This is a genomic window from Croceimicrobium sp. (assembly GCF_965228705.1).
In the GTDB taxonomy this organism is placed as follows: domain Bacteria; phylum Bacteroidota; class Bacteroidia; order Flavobacteriales; family Schleiferiaceae; genus Croceimicrobium.
The window spans coordinates 834,654-855,699 of sequence record NZ_OZ245832.1; the positions used below are offsets into that span (position 1 = coordinate 834,654).

The window sequence follows — 21,046 nt, forward strand, 5'->3', positions numbered from 1 at the left end:
TAGCCCCATTTTTAGGTAGCGCATTCCCTTTATTCGCAGTAATTTAGCTCCATGAAAATTTCTTTGCTCGGATATATGGGTTCAGGCAAATCAAGCCTGGCAAAGCTTCTGGCGGCGCATTTAGATTTACCACTACTCGATTTAGACCATTTAATTGAGGAGGAATGCGGGCAGTCGGTTTCGGAGCTCATCTTTAATCGGGGGGAGCTCTTTTTTCGTCAAAAGGAGCGTGAAATTCTACTTGATATTTTGCAAAAGCCTGAATTTGTGCTCGCTTTGGGTGGAGGAACACCTTGTTATTATGATAATATGGATCAAGTTAATCGTTCCAGTATTAGCATTTACTTAGAGCGATCCATCCAGGATTTGTATGATGTTTTGGCCAAAGACCGCAGGGAACGTCCCTTAATTGCGCATTTAGCCGATCAGGATCTCAAAGAATTTATCGCGAAACATCTTTTTGAGCGACGCGATTTCTATGAGAAAGCCATTTTCAAGATTAGTCAAAAACAAAAGGACGAGGAAGAACGTCTACACAGTATTCTGAATTACCTCAAATGAAAGAAGAATTAGCTATTCTGAAACGCATTCTCGCCGAAAGGCGCAGCATAAAACCCGAAGACTACAGCGGGGAATTGATCGATGATCATTTTATAAAGCTCATTTTAGAACAAGCCAATTGGGCGCCCACGCACGGGTATACGGAGCCCTGGCGCTTTGTGGTATATAAAGGGGAAGCCTTGAATCGCTTGGGACAGTTTTTAGCCACTTATGATCAGCCTGATCCTAAAGCGGAAGGTTTTAATCAGATTCGTTTCGATCGTAAGGCTAATCGCCCGACAATGGCTTCTCATGTAATTGGGGTCGCCATGAAAAGCGGCACTAATCCTAAAATCCCGGAAATTGAAGAGGTGGCAGCCGTGGCCATGGCGGTTCAAAACATGTGGCTTATGACCCACACCTTGGGTTTAGGCTCTTATTGGAGCACCGGCGAAGTGGCCTTTAGCGAGGCTCTACGTGATTTTATGGGCTTTGATGAAGAACATAAAGCCATGGGTCTCTTTTACCTTGGGAAACCCGCTAAAGAGAATCCTAAAGGCCGTCGGATCTCAGAAATTGAATCTAAGGTTCGCTGGGAGAATTAATTGTAAAGCACTGCTGCCTCAGCCTCTAATTTGGCTTGGGTAGCTTTAAGTTTTGCTTCCAGTTGAATTTGCTTCACCAGGCTATCGATATACTTTAGTTCTCGGGAATTCACCAAAAAGAGAGAACTTTCTCCATTGCGGAATTTGATATTCTCTGCCTCCAGTAATCGAGCATAATTAGTCCGCATCTTTTGGGCATTATTCAATTGCTGAATAAGAAGACTGAGTTCAGCATTCAAGGCTTCCACCTTATTTTGAATCTGAATCTGCTTTAAATCCAAGTCCAATTCGGTTTCCTGGATTTTTAGTTTTGACTTCAGCACTTCACCGCGGCCCTTACGAATAAAGAGCGGGAAGCTGGCCTTAAGTCCCCATGCATAGTTGTTTGTGGAATACTGGCTAAAGAAATCATTTTGGGTCGGGGCATTCAAAAACTTATAATGCACGGTTAAATCCGGTTTCAGAATTTCCTGGTTCAATCGTTTTTCTATTTCCAGACCTTCAATTTTTAAATCATAGGCCTGCAATGCAGGATGTTTTTCGTACCAATCTGAGGGGAGGGGATTGGCAATTTGACCTAATTCAAATTGAGGATAACTCTGTGCACTCAATTCCAGTGGAATGCGCCCATCCAACCATAAGAAGGTATTGAGGTGATTTCGAGTTTGAATTAATTGTGCCTCTGCCGCCTGCAATTTGATTTGACGATCTTGTACCTGGATTAAGGACTCCAGGGTGTCGATCGCTGGCTTATCACCAATCAAGGCCGAACGTTTTAATGCTTCAAAACGAAATTGCGCCATTTCATAAGCCTGTTGATAGGTATTGAGCTCCTGATGGGCCGCGTACCAATCCCAATAGGCCTGCAAAGCATTTTTCAATAATTCGTTTAGCGCCAATTGGATTTCGAAGGCAGCAGACTCTTCCAGTAATCGCGCTTGCTTTAAACTGGCCCGACGTTCGTCTAAGAAGAGCCCCTGACCTAAAGTCCAACTGATATCGCCATACCAAAGTCCACTAGCAGGAACGGTATTTTCATTATTGAGGTAAACTCCTTCATTTAGCTCATATCCAGCTTTAGCTTTAAAGCCAAACCAGGCTGGAATTTCCAATCCCGAATTTTGAAGACTGTAATAGAGGTAATCACCGTAACGCTTTTGTTCTACTTCGCTAAATAACTTGGGATCAAAAGCACCACTAGCCTTGAGTTTAGCCGCTCTGGCTTGCTCTTCAATTAAGCGTGCTTTTTGGGCCATGGGATGTTGTTCCAAAACGATCACCAGGAAGCTATCCACCGGAAAAGCTATGGAGTCGGGGCTTTGCGCCGATAAGCTGCCTGAAACTAAAATCAGGCTTGACCATAAAATAAGGACCTTATTTCTTAGCACTGCTTTTGCTTTCTGGGTTTTCAGCTTTGTTTTCCGGAGTATAGAAGTCTGCCGGGAAGCCATTGATCTGCCGCCAGATTTCATACCAAATAGGCACATCGTTTAAGAGGGCAAAGGTTTTAGCTCCGGCACCAGGTCGGATACCTTCGGGCCAATCGACACCCTCGGGATCTGGAGCCACCAAGAGGCGATACATTCCATTTTGAGAGGTGAAATTATCGATGGCAACAATTCTTCCTGCAAAAGTACCTACCGATACGCCGGGCCAACCACTGAAGAATATAGCAGGCCAGCCATCAAACTGTATGCGCACTTCTTCACCCACATGCATGAGGGGATAGTCGATAGGGCGTACATACATTTCAATCGCCAAATCATAATCCGCAGGCATAATGGTCACAATTTGCTCACCTTCCTTCACTGTTTCACCCAATCCGGTTTTAAGAGCCTTGGTGATATAACCATCCTGTGGAGCTCGCAAATAATAATTACTAGTGCGCACTGCGTAGTTACTGTATTGATTCTCGAGTTTGCTAACCTCGGCTTCCGTGCCATACATGGAAGAAAGGGTAGCGTAGCGCTCACTTTCTGCTTTGGAAATTTTTGCATCGTAATCAGCAGATACTGCATTTAATTCCACCTGGGCATTAATCAATTCATTGCGTGTGGCCAGCAACTTACTTTCCTGGGCCACGCGTTTCGCTGTGGTCTCCTGCAATTTTTGGCGGCGTTTTTCCAGATCGGTTTTGGAGTACAAACCTTGACTGTAAAGGGTGTCCATCCGCTGCATTTGCGCTTCCGCTATGCTTTCATTGGTCTTTGCGGCAACCAGATCTATGGAGTCGGCTATCACCTTTAATCGGCTAATCTCAATCTTATTTCTAGCCTGCTGCAATTTTAGTCGACGGTTTTCCTTCAAGGCATTTACTTGGGTCTCCAGAGAGGCCGCTTTTTGCTGGTAATTGTCTTGAGAAGAGCGCTTCGATTGAATTTGCGCATCCGTACGCTCTAAAAGTCGAGGGTCGAAATAGTCGTTTTTGGTTTCCGAAATGTAGAGTAAGGTGTCGCCTTTGCGCACAAAATCGCCTTCACGTACATACCATTGTTCGATTCTACCACCAATAACCGATTGAAGGGTTTGAGGGCGTTTCTCCGGTTGAAGCGAAGTAACATAGCCTTTAGAGCGAATATTCTGCGTCCAGGGCAGGAATAATGCTCCCACCATAATGGAGAAGAATATTAGGTACAGACGTTTACGACTCTTTTGCAAGCGAGCTTCATCTAAAAAGACCCGCATACTGGAGTAGCGACGGCGATCTATCTTTTTCGCCACATCATTTTCGGGCGATATATTTAGCATGGCAGGTCATTTTTAAGTTCTTGATAAGTTCCTTCTTTGAGGATGCGGCCCTTTTCCAGGATAAGGATACGGTCCATGCGCTCCAAAGAGGCCTTATTGTTAGTGGCTATAATCACGGACTGACCGCAATCGAAGCAGAGATAGTCTAACCACTTATTGCGGGTCTCATCGTCCACATCAAACCAATTGTCTTCCAATAACAGTAAGCTATGCGTGCCAGCAAGGCTCCTGGCCATTAAAATGCGATTGCGTGTGCTGGAAGCCAGTCCCAGGCCTCCGGTAGGTAGGGTAGTGAAAATGCCATTGGGAAGATCTTCTACAAAGTCTTTGAGACCTACCAATTCCAATAATTCCAATACCTGTTTTTGATCTACCGACTCGCGACGCAGACTGATATTGTCTAAAATTGAAGCTTCAAAAATCTCTTCCTGGCGCAAATTATCTCCAATCAAGCTGCGCAGGGTTTCCAATTGTACTTTATTGTAGGGGATGTCATTATAAAGTAGGCTTCCTTGATAGGAATCGAATAGACCGGCAATAAGCTGCAGCAAGGATGACTTACCTGAAGCCATGGTGCCGGTAATCCCGATTTTCTCCCCATGATTGATTTCCAGGTTAATATCGCTTAAAATGCGCTGACCCCATTGGGGTGAATCCAGATTAAGATTCTTGATTTTCACTTTAAGTTTATCACCATTTTTAAGTTCGATTTGCTCTTCTTCATCATGATTCTCCAATTCCAGATCGGTAACGGCACCCAGTTTTTCGAGGCCAGTTAATACATCGTAAATGGTTTCGATGCTGTACACCAGTTTTTCAACTGATGAAATGATCTGAACAATAACAATTTCAGCCGCTACAAACTGGCCGATATTCATCTGCTGATCAAATACCAATAGACCCCCTAATAAAAGTAAGCCCCCGGCTATCAATACTTTAAAGAATACTAAAGAGGTGTACTGACGAACCAACACCGCAAAGTGAGAGCGGCGAGAACGCAGGTAATTGGAACTCAGCTTATCCGTTTGATCCATGGGCAGACTAGTACGTCCGGCCATTTTGAAAGTAGACAGGTTTCGCCCTAATTCTTCCAACCAGGAAACTACCTCGTATTTATACTTACTTTCCTGTAGGCTGGTTTCCAAACCGCGACGAGAGGTAATGCGGAAGAAAATGATCAGAACAAAGATCAGGAAGAAACCAAAGGCAATAAAGAATGGGTGGTAAAGCGATAAGAGAATTAAGCCGAACAGAATCTGCAGACTGGCCACCGAAAAGTCGAACAGCAGTTTGTAGAGGCCTTTTTGTACGGTAAGTACATCAAAGAAACGGTTCACCAACTCAGGCGGGTAGTAGTTCTTTAAAGCGCTGAGCTTAAGGCGTGGAATGCGATAGGCAAATTCAATAGAGGCGTTTACGAATAAGCGCTGTTGAATGCGCTCTGCCACACTGAGCTGGAAAATTTGGAATACCCCAGCCAGAATAAGGCCTACCAAAACCACAATTACCAGCACTACCCAGGCGGTAGAGGTGGTGCCACTTTGGATAAGGTTAATAATAGCTTGTATACCCAGAGGAATGGAAAGGGAGAGCAAACCATTAAAAAGGGCATAGATGTAAATATTGCCGATGTCTTTTCGCTCCGTAGACAGTAGCTTCCAAAATCGGCGAAGCGGTCGTTTAGGATCGTTTAGGGCCATAGTTTAAAATACTGGTGGTCATAGTTTCAATAAAATGGATCAGGTCTTCGTCCTGGGTAGCGATATCCGTAATGGATGGTAAATGCTCCCCAAAGAACTTTTGCAAATGATTAGCCTCTAAAAGAGTAGAAGCCAGGGTGCGCGGATGTTTAAATTCGGGATTTAAATCTGAGATAATACCCGCTAATCTTTCAATTAGGTTTTTATAATTTTTGAAATAACCATTCTTATTTTCTTGATCAATCTCTTTGGTTAAAAAGGTTTTAGAGGATTCAGCGATCACGATTCTTTGCAATAACTCCTCATTAATATGTGAAAAATCTTGATCCTGTTTAACGGTTTCACAAATGGTACGGATGCTATTGCAGAGCTGATCTTCAGCCGTTTCCACATTGGCGGTGGCAAAAGCTACCTTGTATTCGAGCCAAGCCCAATACCAGGAAATAAGATAGAGGAGCAGCTTATGCTTGTTTTCGAAATAGCGATAAATAGTGCTTTCAGGTGAGCCAATGGCTGCGCCTAGTTTTCGGAAAGTGAAACATTCGAAGCCTAATTCATTGATTAATAAAATGCTGTGTTCAACAATACGTTTTCCTAAATCGGTGGTTTCCGGATCTTTAACGTAGAGTTGCTCGGGGATTTGAATTCTAAGGCTTCCTAGTAATGTTCGCATAGCATAAGTTCAGTGCACACAAATATAATAGTAATACTATCACAACTGCAAGTTTAGCTTTTTGTTCAATTGCTTGCTGTTAAATTTTATTTAATAGAAATTCGGACTCTTAAACCAATCGATTCGAATGGATCTATTTTCTGTATTTGCGATTATCAGTACGCTTGCGGCACTTTTCGCTTTTGTGAATCAGCGCTTTTTAAAGCTTCCCTTTACCATAGGATTAATGATCATGGCATTGGCTTTCACTATCCTGGTAATAGTAATTGGTAATTGGCAACCCTGGCTAATGGACCTGAGCGCTCAATTTGTTTCGGCTTTGGATTTTAAGAGCCTTCTGCTCGATATTATGTTGAGTTTCTTGCTGTTTGCCGGCGCTCTGCATGTGAAGTTTGCTCCCTTAAGGCGAAATATTGGTCCCATTCTTTTGCTTGCTACGGTAGGGGTTCTCCTTTCGGCGGGACTTATTGGAGGCATGCTCTACTTCATCTTACAATGGCTGAATTATCCGGTTGATTTTATTTACTGCCTGTTGTTTGGTAGCATGCTGGCTCCAACCGATCCCATTGCGGTTTTAAGCATTTTGAAGGAAGCAGGTGCTCCAAAGAACCTCGAGGTTAAAATTGTAGGGGAATCCCTTTTTAATGATGGTGTTGGTGTGGTGGTCTTTTTGGCTTTATTATCCATTGCCGCCGGTTCTGGAGCCGATTTTAATGCAGGCGAAATTGGAATTCTCTTTCTGGAAGAAGTGGGTGGGGGCTTAGCTTTGGGCTTTGCTGGTGGTTATTTAGCCTTTCGGCTGATGCGTTCTATTGATCATTACGAAACTGAAGTGATGTTGAGTTTAGCCTTAGTGATGGGTCTTTATTCCTTGGCTTCAGCACTTCATTTTAGTGGGCCGCTTGCAGTAGTAATTGCAGGCTTATTCATCGGGAATAAATCGCCAGCTAAGGCTTGGAGCCCAAATACCCAGTTGTATATTGATAAATTCTGGGAGATGCTCGATGTTTTCCTCAATGCCATTTTATTCGTGCTCATTGGGATGGAGTTATTGGTTATTCAATTGGATGGCTTTTACATACTGTTGGGGTTGCTGGCTATTCCTATTACTCTCTTGGCGCGCTATTTAGCGGTTTTAGGGCCGGTTGAATACCATAAAGAAAGATTGGACTTTGCCCCTAAAACCGCCTTGCTGCTTACCTGGGGTGGTATTCGCGGTGGTATCTCCATTGCTTTGGCTTTAAGCCTGGATGAAAGTATGAATCGCGATTTATTCTTGACGATGGCCTATATCGTGGTGATTTTCTCCATCATCGTGCAGGGCCTCAGTCTTAAAAAGGTGCTTAAAATTACTTTGAAGGGGCAGGATTCAGGTCAATAGCTTAGGAGGAGGATTTAAGATTATTACCTCTAAACAGCGCTAAAGTCCTATCAGGCGAAAGCCAAAAACAAAGCGGTATAAAAAGCCTAATCGAACTGATTTAAGAAGCTCTCCAATTCACGGTCCTTCATATAGCGATGAAAGCAAGCTTGAACCGATAGGAGAAATTCGTAATCATTTAATTGATGTATACTTAGCGGTACATATTTGCAGTAAAACATGAAGGCTTCCAATTCATCTTTACTTAAGCCGGTCATGCGCATTACGGCCTGTCGATTATTGGATTCCTCCAGTTTTTCGCGATAGGCATCTTCCGCTTTTAATTGAGCCAATTTGCGCAATTGACGAGGTTTGGATCCAAAGAGGTTATAAAGGTATTCGGCCGGATTATCCATTCCCGCCTGAATGATCTCAGGATCATCAATCTCGTCATTGGACGGGATATTGGGCTTGCGGAGTTTCATCTCCTTGGGTTTATTGGTGCTCAACTCATAACTGAAAACACTCACTTCTTCCAGGAGATAATTTTGCTCTTCCATCGCTACAATCACATCGTTCAATTGCAGGCTGTCATTGGTGTAAATGAAGTAAAAGTATTTGTAGGCGATATTCGAAAAGATAATACTGTCGCCCAGTTCCAGTGTAATTTCGAAGTAGCCATCATCATTGCTAACCGTTCCTTTTAAGGTGCGTTTATTGATTACATGCACCCCTGGAACTACATCTTTAGAATGTCCGTCGAGGACCCAGCCATTAAGGCTCAGCGGACTTTTTTCGCTTTGCCCGAATGTTGATAAACTAAGCAGGCAAAGGCTTAGGGCGAATAGTAGGGAGAGTGTATCTTTGGGCTTTCGCATAATCATCATCAGTAACGCTACGAAATTAGATTTATGTCGGACGATAAGAAAGTGATTTTCTCAATGAGCGGGGTAACTAAAACCTATGCTCAGAATAACAAGACCGTTTTAAAGAATATTTACCTGAGCTTTTTCTACGGCGCCAAGATCGGAATTCTTGGTCTCAATGGTTCGGGTAAGTCCACCTTATTAAAAATCATTGCCGGGGTAGAGAAAAATTACCAGGGTGATGTTGTATTCTCATCAGGCTATTCGGTAGGCTATTTGGAGCAGGAACCTGAATTGGACGAGTCCAAAACCGTTTTGGATGTAGTAAAAGAAGGTGCGGCCGAAACTGTGGCCATTCTGGATGAATACAATAAAATTAACGATGATTTCGGTTTGCCGGAAGTTTATGAGAATCCTGATAAAATGGAGAAACTCATGGCACGTCAGGCCGAATTGCAAGATCGCATCGACGCTCTTAATGCCTGGGAACTGGATTCGACTTTGAATCGGGCTATGGATGCCCTGCGTTGTCCGGAGCCAGATACCCCAATTTCAGTACTTTCTGGTGGGGAACGTCGTCGAGTAGCGCTCTGTAGATTGTTGATTCAACAACCTGATGTATTACTTCTGGACGAGCCTACTAACCACCTTGACGCTGAGTCAGTTCTGTGGTTAGAGCAACACTTGCAGCAATACAAAGGAACCGTAATTGCGGTAACGCACGATCGTTATTTCCTGGATAATGTAGCGGGCTGGATATTAGAGCTTGATCGCGGTGAAGGAATTCCCTGGAAAGGTAATTACAGCTCTTGGCTGGATCAGAAATCCAAGCGATTAGAGCAAGAAGAAAAGCAAGCAAGTAAACGTCGTAAAACCCTGGAGCGAGAGCTGGATTGGGTACGTATGAGCCCTAAAGGTCGACAGTCGAAAGGAAAGGCCCGTTTGAACAATTACCAAAACCTTTTAAATCAAGAGCAGAAAGAGCGCGAAGAGAAATTGGAAATCTTCATTCCCAATGGACCGCGCTTAGGTTCTAATGTGATTGATGCCCAGTCGGTTAAAAAGGCCTTTGGCGATAAGCTTCTTTACGATGATTTAAATTTCAGCTTGCCTCCAGCGGGTATTGTGGGGATTATCGGGCCTAATGGTGCGGGTAAAACCACCATCTTCCGCATGATTATGGGGCAAGAGGAGCCTGATGCAGGTAAATTTGAGGTAGGGGATACTGTGAAAATCTCCTATGTAGATCAGAGTCATAAGGACCTCTTACCTGAGAAATCGATTTATGAGGCTATTTCCCAAGGCGATGAAGAAATTATGGTAGGGGATCGCAAGACCAATGCCCGTGCCTATATCAGTCGCTTCAACTTTGGAGGATCCGATCAGAATAAGAAGATTGGCAGCCTATCCGGTGGGGAGCGAAACCGTTTGCATTTAGCCATGGCTTTGAAAGAAGGAGGAAACGTATTACTGCTCGATGAGCCTACTAACGACTTAGATGTGAACACCTTACGAGCTTTGGAAGAAGGTTTGGAGAACTTTGCCGGATGTGCGGTAATTATCTCTCACGACCGTTGGTTCCTGGATCGGGTTTGTACGCACATCCTAGCTTTTGAAGGCGATTCCAATGTGTATTATTACGAAGGAGGCTTTAGCGATTATGAAGAGAATAAGCGTAAGCGCCTGGGTGATGTGGATCCTACTCGTATCAAATACCGTAAACTTCTCAAGGATCAATAGTGTGGCTTAAGCTGCTCTATAAGATTAAAAGTTTTAAGGCCTTGCTGTATCCTGCCCAGGCAGTACAGCAGGCGCCTCTTTTTATTGCCGCGGTTTTTAAAAATGAAGCTCCTTTCTTAAAAGAGTGGTTGGACTTCCATCTCAGTCAGGGGGTCTCGAGAATTTACCTTTCCGACAATTTCAGTTCTGATAATCCGGAAGCGGTTTTAAAGCCTTATCTGGATAAAAATCAAGTGGTTCTGCTGAAAAGCCAGAGCCCTGAAATGAACACCCGACTACAGGCTTTGGAGCTTAATCGTTTGCTTAAACGAATTGAAAATCAAGAATCTAAAGATTGCTGGATTGCTACTATAGATGTAGATGAGTTCCTTTTTCATCATGAAGGGCAAAAGCTGGATGTATTCCTACAGCAATTCAAGGGGCAAAAAGTAGCAGCAGTGGTGGTTAATTGGTTGATGTTCGGCACTTCCAATTTGCCCAAATTAGATCCGCAAAAATCCATGCTCGAACAACTAAGCTGGCGGGCGCATTGGAGCCTGGGCGAGCATAAAATGGTAAAACCCATATTGTACCTTGCTAATTGTCAGGGTTTTTTAGAAGGTCCTCATCGACCTTTCGCTAAAAATGGAGCGAAATTCCTGTATTCGGATTGCAGTACCTATCAGGCCGAAGAGCCCCGAATTCTACATGAACCCTTACGCCTCAATCACTATTGGTATCGCAGCGAAGAGTATTACAATTCTGAAAAGCGATTAAAGCGCCAAGCCTTTGGAGATGAGCGCTCTGGAAAGCGGGAAGCGGATCATATCAAGGCTTGTAATTATGAGCAAGATTTCAGCATTTTAAAGCATCAGGCTTCTACAAAAGAACGTTGATAATTTAGTTAGAGCAGGCCCGAAACAGTGAGCCAAGGTCTTATTTTTGGGCTATGAGTCCAGATGAAGCCCGCAATAGAATTGAGCTCTTACGAAAGGTGCTCAATCACCATAATTATCTCTACTATTTATTGGATAAACCCGAGATCTCTGATTTCGAATTTGATCAATTATTAGAGGAATTACAGAAGCTGGAAGCGGAATTCCCGCAATTTGATGATCCTAATTCTCCCAGTCGTCGTGTGGGAGGTGGCATCACCAAGGATTTCCCTACTAAGCCGCATCGACATCCTATGCTTTCCCTAAGCAATACTTACAGCCGGGAAGAGCTGGAGGATTATCTCAAGCGCACCCAAAAAGCCTTACCCGATGAGGATTTGGAATTTGTATGCGAGCTTAAATACGATGGAGCAGCGGTAAGCATTCAGTATAAAAATGGCCAATTGGTGCAGGCCCTTACCCGTGGCGATGGCAGTCAGGGCGATGAGATTACCAATAATATTAAAACCATTCCTCGGGTTCCCTTGCATTTAAGAGGTAAGGACTATCCGGAGGATTTTGAGATACGCGGGGAAGTGTTTATGCCGCTGGAAGGTTTTGCTCGTTTGAATCAATCGCGGATTGATGAAGGGCTGGAGCCTTTTGCCAATCCCCGAAATTCAGCTTCAGGGACCTTAAAAATGCAGGATTCGAGCCTGGTGGCACAACGTCCCTTAGATTGTTTCCTCTATTTCGTGATGTTGGAGCAGCCCTTATTTGACACCCACTATGATGCGGTTTTAGCGGCTGGTGAATGGGGTTTTAATATCCCCAGACCCGAAAAGGGCTATTTACATAAGGCCAAAAGCATTGATGAGATTTTCGAATTCATCAATCGCTGGGATGAAGAAAGGCATCAATTACCCTTTGAGATTGATGGCATTGTGATTAAGGTGAATTCCTTTCGCTTGCAAGAGCGCCTTGGAGCTACCGCCAAAAGTCCGCGCTGGGCCATTGCTTATAAGTTCAAAGCAGAGCAGCAGGAAACAGTATTGGAAACAGTGACCTATCAGGTAGGGCGCACCGGCGCCATCACTCCGGTGGCAAATCTGAAGCCCGTTTCCATCGCCGGAACCACCGTAAAACGCGCCAGTTTGCATAATGAGGATCAGATCAAAAAACTGGACTTACGTATTGGTGATTGGGTTTATGTAGAAAAGGGTGGTGAAATCATCCCTAAGGTAGTAGGGGTTAATTATAGCAAGCGTTCCGCAGATGCGCCAGAATTTGAATATATCAGTCATTGTCCGGAATGCGGCACCGAATTGCAAAGAGCAGAAGATGAAGCCCAGCATTATTGCCCCAATGCCGAGACTTGTCCCCCTCAAGTAAGTGGTCGGATTCAGCATTTCATCAGCCGTAAGGCCATGGATATTGAAGGTATGGGCTCTGAAACGGTGGAGCAATTTGTGCAAGCGGACTTGATTCAGAATATTGCGGATCTCTATGACCTAAAGGTGGAAGATATTCTCCCGCTGGAGCGAATGGCCGAAAAGTCGGCTCAGAATATTGTAGATGGAATTGCGGCTTCCAAAGCCATACCCTTTGAAAGGGTATTGTTCGCATTGGGAATTCGCTATGTAGGCGAAACTGTAGCTAAGAAATTAGCCCGTCATTTTGAGACTATTGAGGCCCTAATGGCTGCTACGGCAGAGCAATTGGTGAATGTGGATGAAATTGGAGAACGCATTGCTGAAAGCGTAGTGGCCTATTTCTCCGATAGTCAAAATCGCAATCAGATAGAGCGCTTGCAGCAGGCAGGTTTGCAATTTGAGATTGTAAAACAGGAGGGCGCTTCAGAATCATTGGCCGGACTAAGTATTGTGATCAGCGGCAATTTTGAACGTTTCAGTCGCAATGAACTCAAGGAATTGATTGAGCAGCATGGTGGTAAGAACACCGGCTCAGTATCAGGCAAGACCTCTTTAATTGTGGCAGGTGAAGGCATGGGGCCTTCCAAACGCAAGAAAGCAGAAGATTTAGGGGTGCGGATTATCGATGAAAATGAATTTGCTGAAATGATTGGATTATGAGCTTATTAAATTGGTATCGCAATCGTCAATTGCAAAAACTCAATTTACAGCATCATTCAGATTATAAGGGCTGGGAAGGGGTAGAGCGCATTGCTCTGTACTTTGAAGCCACCCAAATCAAGGAAGCGGAGATAGAAGCCTGGATTCAATTTTTTGAATCGGCAGGTAAAAATGTGGAAGTGCTGGTTTACCAATCAGTGAAGCGCAAAGACCTTAATCCCAATTGGCCCTATCCATCAATTTGTAAGGATGATAAAAGCTGGTGGGGCTGGCCTAGTGGTTTGGACTTCGGCACTTTTAAGCAACATAATTTTGATCTCTTCTTCGACTTTAGTAAGGGTGAGGAGCCCGTACATCAAATTGTAGCGGAAACAGCGGTAGCTGGAATGAAGGTAGCTTTCCAAAAGCGGAAATCCGATTGGGCCGACCTGGTTGTGCGTTGCGAAAAAGAGGGCTATACGCAAGCTTGCCGCGAAGAAGTATTAGCTTTGCTGAAATTTATAAATGCTCAATAAAATGCCTGAATTCAGAGGTACTGGAGTAGCCTTGGTTACTCCCTTCCAGGCCAATCTGGAAATTGATTTTAGCGCCCTCGATAAATTGGTAAACCATTGTATTGAAGGTGGTGTAGAATATCTGGTGGTGATGGGAACCACGGGGGAAAATCCGGTTTTAAGTAAACAGGAAAAACGCCAGGTATTGGATGCAGTACTAAAGAGCAATGGCCAACGAGTACCGGTAGTTTATGGAGTAGGAGGAAATCACACCGCCGCTCTGGTAGAGGAGTTAAAGAGCTTTGATTTTACAGGAGTTTCTGCCATTTTGAGCGTTTCCCCATATTACAATAAACCTACGCAGGAAGGAATCTATCAGCATTATAAGACCTTGAGTGAGAATTCACCCTTGCCCATAATCCTTTATAATGTTCCCGGTAGAACCGGATCTAATATGAGCGCGGACACCACGCTGCGCTTAGCCCGTGATTTTGATAATATCATAGCCATCAAAGAAGCCAGCGGCGATTTGAATCAGGTAATGAAAATCATCAATGAGCGTCCTGAAGGATTTATGGTAATTAGTGGGGACGACAATCTCACTTTACCAATGATCGCCTTAGGCGGTGATGGCGTGATTAGCGTTAGTGGTCAGGCCTTTCCTAAGGTATTTACCGATATGGTACGTAAGGCTTTGGCTGGGGATATCACAGCTGCTCGTCCTGGACATTATCAGCTGTATGATATCACCAATATGCTTTTTGCCGAAGGGAATCCCGGCGGTGTGAAACATACCCTGAAATTACAAGGCATTATGGAAGCCAATATGCGTCAACCTCTTTGGCCCATAAGCGATGCTTTGGCCGCTCAAATTGAAGGAGAGATGAAGAAGCAGGGATTGCTTTAAGCGGAACGCTTTAAATTAAATAGATATAAAAAAGCCTCCTAAATGGAGGCTTTTATTTTTGAGATTCAGCGCTACTAATTTTCAGAGAACAGAAGTAGACTTATGTTTTCGGGATTATCAACATCTGAAAGATGAAGGAGTATTTCCTTTCCGGGAGAAGCTTGGAAGGAGTGGATGTATGAAATACTCGCTAGATCCAAAAACAGTTCTTCGCCTAAACTATTTAGATAATTGTTAATCGGATGATTTTTAGGGTATAAGGCAAGGTCTCCAAGTGTACTACTTGCGAGGGCATTTATATCTAATACATACAGATTATATTCAAATAATTCTAATTTGGAATTTAATTCTGCTATGTAAATATCTTTATCTGTCCATACTTTGAAACGGTAGCTGCCATCTTCATTGATTTCCAGTTTCATTTGACGACCAAAACCACCTTTTAAGCGTGAGTTTAAATCACAGTCTTCAAATTCTTCAGTAGTTGGAGCATTGTGCTGGCTGTGATTAATTAGACTACCATTTTGGTCATATTCACTAATAAAGAACCCATGAAAAGGGGTCCTTTCAAAGTCATTATCAAGATCCCCTTTATTATGCAAACCATAATAAATATAGTGCCCGGTTTCAGGGACATAGACAAGGGTACCATAGGCATTTTGATTTGGTGTTAAATGAGTTTGCTCTCTCTTTGTAGAAGCGACATTATAACTATAAAACTCTCCTTCTATTCGACCAATGTTATTGCCTATAACATGATGATTAACAGGGATTGCACCAGGGATACACAAATAATAAATTGATGAGTTGGGCCCCTTTTCATAGGTCCTGCTTACGATTGGTCTATATTCATTCTGCAATGCTCTTTCAATCGAAATCTCCTTAATAAGCTTTCCTTTTAAATCAATTTCAGCTACTAAAATCTTATTTAGCATTCGATCCTCATGTTCTTCCTCCTCCTGAGCCTCCTCATTCCGCATTTTAACACGTCGGCTAAATAGGAGATGGTCTTGATCGTAATTGATAAATTCCCAGGTAGTTTGGTGTTCATCAGACATTTCTAAATCCTGGATTTTAGGTAAATAAATTGGTTTGGCTGGATTAGCTCGAAAGGAAGCGTGATCAATAAGTCCTAAAAAATAAGATTTGGTTTTTTCTTTATATACAATACCAACTAAATTACTATTGGTGCAGAAAAAGGTGTAAGGGATATCACGAAATTTTGATTTGGTTAAAACCATTTTTTTCATATTTCCATTCTCGTTGATTTGATGTATTAGATGGTTCTTATCATCCATCCAAACTACGTACGCGAATTTCGTATCCGGGCTCACATACACAGTGGGCCAAAGAAATAAGGAAAACCTCTTTTTTTCATATTGAATCTGAGCTTTAAAAATCAGCTCTAAGTCGCTGGAATATTTATGTAGGAAGAAACTGGAACTTTCCGATTTTGAGGTAGTTTGTCCTGTTAACAGAAAAAAGCCTTGGCTTCCCATGTCGACTTTACCTAGAATTTGACTATTCTCTTCAATCGGTAAGTCAACTTTCTTTATTTGAGATTTTAGAACTGAAAAAGGGGTACAGAGCAATACGAATATTGCAAAAAGCCTTAAAATCATTGAATTCAGGTTTTGGTTGGTTAAAAATAGCGAATGTCCCTTTCGGGATTCACCAAAAATACTCGCTCCGTATAAAGGAGGAAAGTCTAATTGAATAAAATTCCAAGAGCGCATAGAATTGAAATAGTTCTAATTCTACTATGTCTAACATCATTTACAATATGTAAAGATATTTTTACGTGATGTAAAATATTTTATACATTTGAAGAAACAAATTCAAATCGTATGACCTTATTATTTCACCATCGGTATAAGAAAGTCAGTAGGATACTATTCTACTTCTGCTTTCTTTTTGGCTTTGTGTACCTGATCTTTTTAGAAGGAAATGAAACCCTGGAAGAGTGGTTCACCTTTAAGGTGCCGGCCTTTATAAGTAAAGATTTCTTTACTAAGCTCGAATTGGGTTGGCACTGGGTAGACACCATGTTTTTGGATGAAGCCCTGAGTGTGATTCTAGTGCTCAGCGGCATCTTCGCCGGATTCTCCAAGGAAAAGCATGAGGATGAGTTGATTGACAAAATGCGCAATGATTCGCTGCGCTGGAGTCTTTTTATCAATTATGGCATTCTTCTCTTAACCTTATTGGGGGTTTATGGCGCTATCTATCTAAGCTTTATGTTTGCCCAGCTTTTCTTAATCCTGCTATTGTTTAATCTCATTTTCGATATCAAATTATATCGGCATTATAAATCGGGCCGTAATGAAGAATAAGATTCGTGTATATCGCAGCATGCATAAGGTTTCGCAGCAGGATTTAGCGGATAAGCTTCAGGTGAGCCGGCAAACCATTAATGCCATCGAAAATGATAAATATTCACCTTCCTTAGAGTTGGCCCTTAAAATGACTCAGCTTTTTGAATGTAAGGTGGAAGACCTCTTCGAACTCTAGTAGAAGTAAATCCAGATAGCCAGCACCGCAATCACCAGAGCAATGGAGCCATACAATTCGGATGGACTCCATTTTCTGCTTTGATCTAAATCCGCTGCTTTCATCCAATCCAAATTCGGACTGAAATTGGGCGCTTTAAGCAGTGAGCCGGCAATCATAACCATAATGCTGACCACAAAGAGGAAGATGGCATAATGTAAAAAGTTCATGTGCACCAATTGGCCCAAGAGGCTAGCACTTTCAATTTGAATTTTGTGACTCTGTTCCAGAAACTCTAAAACTAATCGACCTATACCCAGGATAAAGCCGGTCCATAAAGCGAGCAGGGCACCGCGACCGTTGATTCTCTTATAAAGGATTCCCAATAAAAAAGCAGCGGCAATAGGAGGGGAAATATAGGCCTGAACACTTTGGAGGTATTTATAAATTCCGCCCCCTTCGGTTAAGGCACGCATAAAGGGAATCCAGGCCAGGCCTATAATCACCAGCACCAAAGTGGCGATTTGGCCAATCCGCACCAATTCCTTTTCAGTGGCTTCCGGTCGCCATTTTTGGTAAAAGTCGATGGTGAAAAGGGTAGAAGTACTATTGAAAACACTGGAAAGCGAACTCATTAAAGCCGCTAAAAAACCGGCTACAATAAGGCCTTTAATACCTACTGGCATTACTCGCAGTATTAAGGCTGGTAAGGCTGCATCGGTAGTACTGCGAATTTCTCCCGTCAAAGGGTTCTCAATAGTGAATAGTCCTGGATATTCAGTTTGGGAGAGGGCATAGGCAATGATGCCCGGAAATACAAAAATGAAAAGGGGTAATAATTTTAGGAAACCACCGAAAATAGTGCCTTTGCGAGCGGTGGAGATGTTTTTAGCAGAAAGTACCCTTTGCACGATAAACTGATCGGTACACCAATACCAAACCCCTAAAATGGGAGCGCCTAATAAAACACCGGTCCAGGGATAATCTTTATTACGCCAAAGACTCATAAAGGTATCGGCCGATTCATGATTTTGATCAATAGCCAGAATGACTTGATCCCAACCGCCAATTGCTTTTAAGCCGAACCAGGTTGCGGCTAATCCACCTAAAATGAAAATGATGCTCTGAATCATATCGGTGTAAATCACCGCTTTGAGTCCGCCAAAAACCGTGTACAAACCAGTGGCGATAACTGTGATTAAAGCACCGGTCCAAAAGGGAATTCCAATCAATACTTCAAATACCAAAGCCCCAGCGAAAATGGTAAAGGAGATTTTGGTGAGGATATAGGAGATAATAGAGATAATGGATAAATAAGCCCGCGCGCCTTTATTGTAGCGCTTTTCTAAAAATTCAGGCATGGTAAAAACTCCTGATCGAATGTAGAAGGGTACGAATACCCAGCCCAAAAGAAGTAGGATCAGAGCTGCTAAGATTTCAAATTGGGCTTCGGGGAATGCACCGCGGGCACCAGCGCCTGAGAGTCCAATTAAATGTTCACTGCCAATATTAGAGGCGAAGAGGCTAGCACCAATGGCAAACCAACCCAAATTCCGTCCACCCAGGAAATAGGAGGCGGAATCTTTAGTTTTCCCTTTTTGCTGCCAACTGACCCAGGCGGCAATACCAAATATGATGAGGAAATACAGCCCGATAATCAGGTAGTCCAGACCCTGCATAGCTTTTACTTATAGTACTATGTACAATAATACAAATTTCCGCTGTGCTTAGAGCGTCTTTAAGGGGCTGCGACTTTGGTAGCTTTTGTTTTTAGCTAAAGCGGTTCTTTCGAGGTAGGGATATAAAAAATCAGTGTAAAATCCTTCCAATTCCTTTTCAGTCGCATTAATGTAAATGGTAACTACGCTATTCCCGAAACGCGCTACGAGAAGACTACCTGCAGGTCGGCCAGAATGATAGTACTCCGCGCAATAAAATTCGTCGCCTGGAATTACTAAATCCGGCCGTTCCTTTTTCTTAAAGTCTTCCTTTTCAAAGGCTTCATCAAAAGCAGAAATATTATCGATCAAGGAGTTGCGCGCTTCTTGTACGCTGATTTTATGCTCCATGATATAACTGTAATAGACTTCAGTAAGCGGATGACCTTCCCGATTATCAAATACATATTCCAAAATATAACTGCCATCACTAAAGCTGATCAATGAGTTCTGTTCATAGGGTTTTAATGTGCCTAAGCTAAGATCGAAATGTTTGGCCAAGGCATGAATATCCGGTACATAGGGATGATCATCTAAAGGAATGTTTTTTTGAATATTGCAAGCCGTATTTAGGAAAACTAAGACTGTAAATAGGATGATTAGGGCTCGACTCATAGCTCTTTTTGTTCTTGGGTCAATAAGATGATTTTAGCACAGGTTTGCTTATCCAATTTTCGAATAAAGGTCCATTTGCCATTCATGTATTCCTCCAAAATACCACCTTCCTGGCTAAAGCTAATGCGTTTGTTGGGACTGGCTAAAATGGACTTAGCATCTGGTTCATCCTTTTTCCTTTCCTTAAAATGGGAGATGCTAAACTCAACTTCTTTTCCTTTCAAGTGCTTTTCACCAAAATACATAGTGGGAGGATAAAAGTTGAAGTCTCCTTTTTTATCAGGGTAATAGTAAAAGGTGTAGGAAACTTCACGGGTAGTAACACCATTGATAATGCTCATTTGACTGGAGGTACTACTAATGGGCAGGATTTGCCCATCCATTTCTAGATGGCCTATTGAATCCGGGCTTTCGTCTACCGATACTATGATTCGCACTCTTTCTGTGCCTTCACCCTGATCGTAAAATTCCAGGCGGGTTTTGACATTTTGAGCCATCAGGCCAGAGCCAAAAACAAGTAATAGCAGATAGAGGAGGCTTTTCATAAGAGAGGATTTAGAGCCCAATTTAGAAAAAGCTCTTAGGATTATTTGTTTGGATCTTGCATTATTCCAGAAATCCATTCAACATCCAATACATACCCTTCACCGCCTTTTTTACAGAGTTCAGGCTATCTGGTTTTTTAGGACTGTGGGAGTTGCAGAACTTTACCCAAAAAGCAGATAATGCAAACAATTTTAGGGGCCGGAGGGGCCATCGGAAAAGAACTCGCTAAAGTTTTACCTCAATATACCGATCAGGTTCGATTAGTAGCCCGAAATCCAAAGGCTGTGGTGGGAAATGAAGAATTGGTTTCGGCTGATTTATTGGATTTAGAGGCCACCAAAGCCGCGGTTCAAGGCAGTGAAGTGGTCTATCTCTGTGTAGGACTTACTTACAATATTAAGGTGTGGCAGAACAGCTGGCCGCGCATTATGTCTAATACCATTGAGGCTTGCGCCGATGCGAAGGCCAAATTGGTTTTCTTCGATAATATTTACATGTATCATCCTTCAGAGATGTCCAATATCACCGAAGACTCGAAGAAAGATCCCCAAAGTGAAAAGGGAAAGGTACGCCTAGGCATATTAAATCAATTATGGGCAGCTCATAAAGAAGGACGCATACAAGCCACTGTGGCTCGTTCAGCCGATTTCTATGGACCTAATGCAGGCTCGGTAAGTGTATTGGAAGAAGCGGTTTTAAAGCCCCTTCAAAAGGGTAAGGCCGCCAATTGGTTTGGCAGCCTTAAAAATCCGCATTCTTTTACCTACACAATTGATGCTGCGAAAGGAACAGCGATCTTGGGTAATTCCGAAATTGCCTGGGGAGAAGAATGGCATTTGCCTACTGCCAAGAATCCATTGACCGGCAAGGAGTACATTGAGACCCTAGCAGCTTTAGTAGGAGCAAAGCCTAAGACCCAAGTGGCGGGAAAAGGCATTTTGCGGATTTTAGGATGGTTCAATCCCATCATGAAGGAATTCGTTGAAATGATCTATCAGTATGATCGACCTTATTATTTCAATTCTGACAAATTCGAATCTACCTTTAAGTACACAGCAGTATCCTATCAGGAAGGATTAAAGTCATTGATCTGAAAA

General features: G+C 42.9%; 20 protein-coding genes. 11 read left to right on the forward strand and 9 right to left on the reverse strand.

The window, feature by feature from the left end; genetic code table 11:
• Positions 1-51: 51 nt before the first annotated feature.
• Both ACO05P_RS03600 and ACO05P_RS03605 read left to right on the forward strand, forming a co-directional pair.
• Positions 52-561, forward strand: coding sequence for a shikimate kinase (locus ACO05P_RS03600; protein ID WP_421753415.1), 510 nt, complete (start codon positions 52-54; stop codon positions 559-561).
• On the forward strand, positions 558-1,145 hold the full coding sequence (locus ACO05P_RS03605) for a nitroreductase family protein (RefSeq protein ID WP_421753416.1): 588 nt from the start codon (positions 558-560) through the stop codon (positions 1,143-1,145). Before ACO05P_RS03600 ends, ACO05P_RS03605 begins: the two co-directional genes overlap by 4 nt.
• On the opposite strand, the gene ACO05P_RS03610 is transcribed toward ACO05P_RS03605, so the two are convergent.
• Genes ACO05P_RS03610 through ACO05P_RS03625 form a run of 4 tightly spaced genes read right to left on the reverse strand, consistent with a single transcriptional unit; the run spans position 1,142 to position 6,266 of the window.
• Entirely contained in the window at positions 1,142-2,533 is a 1,392-nt protein-coding gene (locus ACO05P_RS03610; RefSeq protein ID WP_421753417.1) for a TolC family protein, read from the reverse strand. The two genes, ACO05P_RS03605 and ACO05P_RS03610, sit on opposite strands and share 4 nt — an antisense overlap.
• Positions 2,520-3,893 (reverse strand): HlyD family secretion protein, encoded by a 1,374-nt coding sequence (locus ACO05P_RS03615; protein WP_421753418.1) that lies wholly within the window; start codon positions 3,891-3,893, stop codon positions 2,520-2,522. Before ACO05P_RS03615 ends, ACO05P_RS03610 begins: the two co-directional genes overlap by 14 nt.
• Positions 3,887-5,593, reverse strand: a complete 1,707-nt coding sequence (locus tag ACO05P_RS03620) for a peptidase domain-containing ABC transporter (RefSeq protein ID WP_421753419.1) — start codon at positions 5,591-5,593, stop codon at positions 3,887-3,889. The genes ACO05P_RS03615 and ACO05P_RS03620 overlap by 7 nt, the downstream gene beginning before the upstream one ends.
• Positions 5,574-6,266 (reverse strand): TetR/AcrR family transcriptional regulator, encoded by a 693-nt coding sequence (locus ACO05P_RS03625; RefSeq protein WP_421753420.1) that lies wholly within the window; start codon positions 6,264-6,266, stop codon positions 5,574-5,576. Before ACO05P_RS03625 ends, ACO05P_RS03620 begins: the two co-directional genes overlap by 20 nt.
• 127 nt (positions 6,267-6,393) lie before the next feature.
• Here ACO05P_RS03625 and ACO05P_RS03630 point away from each other — a divergent pair, with 127 nt between their 5' ends.
• Positions 6,394-7,647 carry a cation:proton antiporter gene (locus tag ACO05P_RS03630; protein ID WP_421753421.1) on the forward strand — a complete coding sequence of 418 codons (1,254 nt, stop codon included), beginning with the start codon at positions 6,394-6,396 and terminating at the stop codon, positions 7,645-7,647.
• An 86-nt stretch (positions 7,648-7,733) separates the two neighbouring features.
• Here ACO05P_RS03630 and ACO05P_RS03635 read toward each other — a convergent pair whose 3' ends face one another.
• Complete coding sequence (locus ACO05P_RS03635) at positions 7,734-8,504, reverse strand: carboxypeptidase-like regulatory domain-containing protein (protein ID WP_421753422.1); 771 nt, start codon at positions 8,502-8,504, stop codon at positions 7,734-7,736.
• A gap of 33 nt (positions 8,505-8,537) precedes the next feature.
• On the opposite strand from ACO05P_RS03635, the gene ettA reads away from it, so the two are divergent.
• From ettA to dapA, 5 genes are read left to right on the forward strand one after another with little or no spacing between them, the layout of a single operon-like run.
• Complete coding sequence (ettA, locus tag ACO05P_RS03640) at positions 8,538-10,232, forward strand: energy-dependent translational throttle protein EttA (RefSeq protein WP_421753424.1); 1,695 nt, start codon at positions 8,538-8,540, stop codon at positions 10,230-10,232.
• Positions 10,232-11,107 carry a glycosyltransferase family 2 protein gene (locus ACO05P_RS03645; RefSeq protein ID WP_421753425.1) on the forward strand — a complete coding sequence of 292 codons (876 nt, stop codon included), beginning with the start codon at positions 10,232-10,234 and terminating at the stop codon, positions 11,105-11,107. Before ettA ends, ACO05P_RS03645 begins: the two co-directional genes overlap by 1 nt.
• A gap of 53 nt (positions 11,108-11,160) precedes the next feature.
• Complete coding sequence (ligA, locus tag ACO05P_RS03650; RefSeq protein ID WP_421753426.1) at positions 11,161-13,179, forward strand: NAD-dependent DNA ligase LigA; 2,019 nt, start codon at positions 11,161-11,163, stop codon at positions 13,177-13,179.
• The gene (locus tag ACO05P_RS03655; protein WP_421753428.1) at positions 13,176-13,694 is read left to right on the forward strand and encodes a DUF6913 domain-containing protein; all 519 of its coding nucleotides are present in this window, start codon (positions 13,176-13,178) and stop codon (positions 13,692-13,694) included. Before ligA ends, ACO05P_RS03655 begins: the two co-directional genes overlap by 4 nt.
• A 1-nt stretch (position 13,695) precedes the next feature.
• Complete coding sequence (dapA, locus tag ACO05P_RS03660) at positions 13,696-14,580, forward strand: 4-hydroxy-tetrahydrodipicolinate synthase (RefSeq protein ID WP_421753429.1); 885 nt, start codon at positions 13,696-13,698, stop codon at positions 14,578-14,580.
• Positions 14,581-14,654: 74 nt separating this feature from the next.
• On the opposite strand, the gene ACO05P_RS03665 is transcribed toward dapA, so the two are convergent.
• Positions 14,655-16,316, reverse strand: a complete 1,662-nt coding sequence (locus ACO05P_RS03665) for a hypothetical protein (RefSeq protein WP_421753430.1) — start codon at positions 16,314-16,316, stop codon at positions 14,655-14,657.
• A gap of 111 nt (positions 16,317-16,427) precedes the next feature.
• On the opposite strand from ACO05P_RS03665, the gene ACO05P_RS03670 reads away from it, so the two are divergent.
• Together ACO05P_RS03670 and ACO05P_RS03675 are read left to right on the forward strand one after the other, a co-directional pair.
• On the forward strand, positions 16,428-16,913 hold the full coding sequence (locus tag ACO05P_RS03670; protein WP_421753432.1) for a hypothetical protein: 486 nt from the start codon (positions 16,428-16,430) through the stop codon (positions 16,911-16,913).
• Entirely contained in the window at positions 16,903-17,091 is a 189-nt protein-coding gene (locus tag ACO05P_RS03675) for a helix-turn-helix transcriptional regulator (RefSeq protein WP_421753433.1), read from the forward strand. Before ACO05P_RS03670 ends, ACO05P_RS03675 begins: the two co-directional genes overlap by 11 nt.
• Here ACO05P_RS03675 and ACO05P_RS03680 read toward each other — a convergent pair.
• Genes ACO05P_RS03680 through ACO05P_RS03690 form a run of 3 tightly spaced genes read right to left on the reverse strand, consistent with a single transcriptional unit; the run spans position 17,088 to position 19,948 of the window.
• Entirely contained in the window at positions 17,088-18,749 is a 1,662-nt protein-coding gene (locus ACO05P_RS03680) for a sodium:solute symporter (protein ID WP_421753435.1), read from the reverse strand. The two genes, ACO05P_RS03675 and ACO05P_RS03680, sit on opposite strands and share 4 nt — an antisense overlap.
• Positions 18,750-18,797: 48 nt before the next feature.
• Positions 18,798-19,403 carry a hypothetical protein gene (locus tag ACO05P_RS03685; RefSeq protein ID WP_421753437.1) on the reverse strand — a complete coding sequence of 202 codons (606 nt, stop codon included), beginning with the start codon at positions 19,401-19,403 and terminating at the stop codon, positions 18,798-18,800.
• Complete coding sequence (locus ACO05P_RS03690; RefSeq protein ID WP_421753438.1) at positions 19,400-19,948, reverse strand: BatD family protein; 549 nt, start codon at positions 19,946-19,948, stop codon at positions 19,400-19,402. The genes ACO05P_RS03685 and ACO05P_RS03690 overlap by 4 nt, the downstream gene beginning before the upstream one ends.
• 180 nt (positions 19,949-20,128) lie before the next feature.
• Here ACO05P_RS03690 and ACO05P_RS03695 point away from each other — a divergent pair, with 180 nt between their 5' ends.
• Entirely contained in the window at positions 20,129-21,043 is a 915-nt protein-coding gene (locus ACO05P_RS03695; protein ID WP_421753439.1) for an NAD-dependent epimerase/dehydratase family protein, read from the forward strand.
• Positions 21,044-21,046 lie beyond the last annotated feature (3 nt).